We start from the raw sequence: 3,555 nt of genomic DNA on the forward strand, positions 1-3,555 counted from the left end.
CTTGATTTTCTCATTGTTCTCTCCCTAATATTTGTGTTGAGTCTTCTTAGACGAGCGACGTTCCTTATTTCGAAAGATCGGTAGCTATATGTCTCAGCCAATGCTGGTTAGCTCTATGCCAATCTATCGTGAGCTTGATGCCCTCTTCCAGGGTGACTCTGGGCTTCCAACCTATAAGCCGAGATGCCTTGGCTATGTCTGCCCACGTTACCTCCATATCGGTTTTCTGAAACGGGAGATAGTTCACGCGAGCTTTTTTGCCAAGGGTATCTTCCACTAACGTTATCAACTGATGAAGGGAATGCGGTTGGCTGTTCCCCAGATTGATGATTTCGTATCCGACGGGTTTCAATGCTTTCACCGTACCTTCGGCAATATCAGTGACGTAGGTAAAATCGCGTTTCTGCGAACCATCGCCATAGACCGCGACTTCGTTTCCTTCGCTGATCCATTGTATGAAGCGAAATGGACTCATGTCAGGCCTTCCTGCGGGGCCGTATACTGTGAAGTATCTCAGGATGGACACGTCTGTGCCGAACAAGTGATGATACGTATAGCAGATCGCTTCAGCCGCTTTCTTTGAGGCGGCGTAAGGTGAGATCGGGGTATTTACTGGAAGGCTCTCGGAGAAAGGCATTTGCTGCCCGGCGTAAAGGGATGAAGTGGAAGCCAGAACAAGTTTGTCTATTTTGTAGTTCCTCATCAATTCCAACAGGTTCAGCGTTCCCTGCACATTTGTAGAGATATATACGTACGGATTCTCGACGCTGTAACGTACTCCCGCCCTTGCCGCGAGGTTGATTACCGCATCAATTCTATTTTTTTGGAAGACCTCTTCCAGAGCTGATCGATCTTCTATATCGATCTTGTGGAAGCTGAAATCGGCATATTGCTGCAGATCATCTAGCCGGTGTAACTTGAGTTTCACATCGTAGTAGTCATTAAGGTTATCGACCCCTACAACACGGATTCCTCGGTCGAAAAGCCGTCTGGCTGTTTCCCAGCCGATGAAACCGGCAGCTCCGGTTAACAGCACGGTGGCTGGAGGATAGTGAGCAGATGCCATACAATTCTCAGGATTTCTTCTCGGGGTGGCCGAGCGCTGCGGCTATAATGTCCATGGCTGTTGCTCCGAAGAAACTTTCATCAGGCCTTATAAATGTTGCCGTTCTTGATACCTGTTTTGCTCATGGCATTTCTGGTGTCCACTATAAGTCCGGCGTATTTGTGCACGAGCTTATAATCGACATTTGCGTGATTGGTGACAATCACGACCGCATCGAAGTCTTTGATGTTTTTGGGCGTGAGCTTGACTGATGTTTTCTCAAAGCTGAATTTGCGAACCTTCTTGAGCCTGGGTATATAAGGATCGCTGTAGTCGACTGTTGCTCCGGCCTTCTCGATGAGTTCCATGATAACGAAAGCCGGGCTTTCCCGGTCGTCATCCACATTGGGCTTGTAAGCGACACCGAGCACAAGGATGCGGGAACCCTTCAGACATTTACCTTTATCATTGAGCGCCTCCGCCAGCCTTTGCACGACGTACGCGGGCATATTCGTGTTGATCTCGCCTGCCAGCTCGATGAATCTTGTGGCGACCTCATACTCCCGTGCCTTCCACGTCAGGTAGAAGGGATCTATAGGGATGCAGTGTCCGCCCAATCCCGGTCCCGGATAGAACGCTTGAAAGCCAAAGGGCTTGGTTTTTGCCGCCTCGATCACTTCCCATATATCTATGCCCATGCGGTCGAAAAGTATCTTTAGCTCATTCACGAGCGCGATGTTGACTGAACGATAGATATTCTCCAGGAGCTTCGTTGCTTCAGCGACCTTAGTTGAAGAGACAGGGACGACGCGCTGCATGATCTGGCTGTAAAGTGCCGTGGCTGCTTTCAGGCAATCTTTAGTGTAACCGCCTACCACCTTAGGTATAATGGCAGTCGTGTACTGGGGATTATTCGGATCTTCTCTTTCAGGTGAAAAAGCCAGATGAAAATCGATACCCGCCTTAAGGCCCGATTCCTCCAGCATGGCGCGCATATCCTCATCCGTGGTGCCTGGGTACGTGGTCGACTCCAGAACGATCAGCTGACCCTTCCTGAGGAATCGTGCTATAGCTCTCGTCGTGTTGAAGACATACGTCATGTCCGGTTCACGGTTCTTATTCAGAGGTGTTGGCACGCACACGAGCACACAGTCCATCTCTGCGAGGCGCGAGAAATCGGAGGTTGGAGAAAATGGCGGTGCGTTTTTTTGTGACGCCCGGATAAGCGGCAGAATACGCGACGCATCGATATGCTTGATATAGCTCTGCCCCTTCTTGAGGAGAGCCACTTTCTTGTCATCGACGTCAAAGCCCGTGACATTGAACCCCGCCTTGCAAAACTCGATGACGAGAGGCAGCCCGACGTAACCGAGCCCGATGATTCCTATGTTTGCTTTTTTTGATTCTATTTTCTGCGTGAGATGCATGTCTCTCCTCTTTTGTGGGACTCTAAAATAGATAGGCTACCGCCGCTGACTCGTGCAAGTCAATACTGGAGAACAGTGGTCGAAATAGTTGCGTGGCACATTACTGTAACTGTGCGATTGGTTCTGCACAATGCCATGAAAGCGGCACTCCGGGCGGCTGAAAAAAGAACACGTCCTAGAAATCTTCGCATGGCATGTTTGGTTTGATAGCAAGATTCAGGCCAAAGTTAAAGATGAGAATCGTTGCCGACCCTTGCTATTACTGGATTCGCACGGATGGCAGCAGATTGTCGATGACTCGTAAAAGCAAGGCTGGACGCTCACAGCTTCGCTGCGGCGCAAGGGAGGAGAAGAGAATACACATGCCAGAATTATGGCATCGCTACCGCACGTTACATGCCTGAACCTGGCTTTAGAGCGAGATCGAGATTACTGATCAGCTTTCTGAACCGTTCTCCAAACGATCTCCCCAGGTGGGATACAGCCTCTCCAGCAGCGAGGACGACAGCCAGTTCATCATGACTCAGCCGCAACTTGTCAGCCCGATTGCCCTCAGCGAAGGCGTAGCCCTTCTGTCTCGGATCGTAGGTGATCCTGTCGATTGTATCGATGATCCTCAGGTAACGGAAGACAGTTCTCTTGGAGATGTCGAGACGCTCCATCAACAGGTGGACTGAGGGTTGACGGCCCTGGGCAATCAAAGTGTACATCTCCAGAAGTCGGCTCACTTTTTCCGGAATAGTCAATGGAGAATGCCTTCTCTTGGGCCTCCTAGGCTCTGCTCCGGGAAGAGATTGTATCGTCTGAGACTTAGACACGCAGAGACCGACTGCAAGAAGTGTGCTAGATTCAAGGGATCAAGCCTGAAAACCTCGCGAATAAGCTTTTTGGCCTGAGGATCGTTCCTGCGCAGCAGACTGGAACTGACCGGAAGAGGGTGGAAGCGTGTCAATCTAATGACTCTTTGCTTTTTTTTCTTCATTAGATATGGTATTTTCTCACGGCTGGGGAGCGTCGTGATGCATTGCTTCACGTCTTGCGGAACGAAAAGAGCTGAACCGCTTGTGCGGCTCCTTGTTTTAG

At 50.1% G+C, this 3,555-nt stretch carries 3 protein-coding genes; all 3 read right to left on the minus strand.

The genetic code is table 11. From position 1 onward, the window contains the following. Nucleotides 1-64 precede the first annotated feature (64 nt). The gene (locus VMT71_06635) at nt 65-1,066 is read right to left on the minus strand and encodes an SDR family NAD(P)-dependent oxidoreductase (GenBank protein ID HVN23629.1); all 1,002 of its coding nucleotides are present in this window, start codon (nt 1,064-1,066) and stop codon (nt 65-67) included. 80 nt (nt 1,067-1,146) lie between these two features. Continuing rightward, nucleotides 1,147-2,472, minus strand: a complete 1,326-nt coding sequence (locus tag VMT71_06640; GenBank protein HVN23630.1) for a nucleotide sugar dehydrogenase — start codon at nt 2,470-2,472, stop codon at nt 1,147-1,149. Between the two features lie 392 nt (nt 2,473-2,864). Further along, nucleotides 2,865-3,218, minus strand: coding sequence for a hypothetical protein (locus VMT71_06645; GenBank protein HVN23631.1), 354 nt, complete (start codon nt 3,216-3,218; stop codon nt 2,865-2,867). Nucleotides 3,219-3,555: the final 337 nt, after the last annotated feature.

It is taken from the genome of Syntrophorhabdales bacterium (assembly GCA_035541455.1).
Lineage (GTDB): Bacteria > Desulfobacterota > Syntrophorhabdia > Syntrophorhabdales > WCHB1-27 > JADGQN01.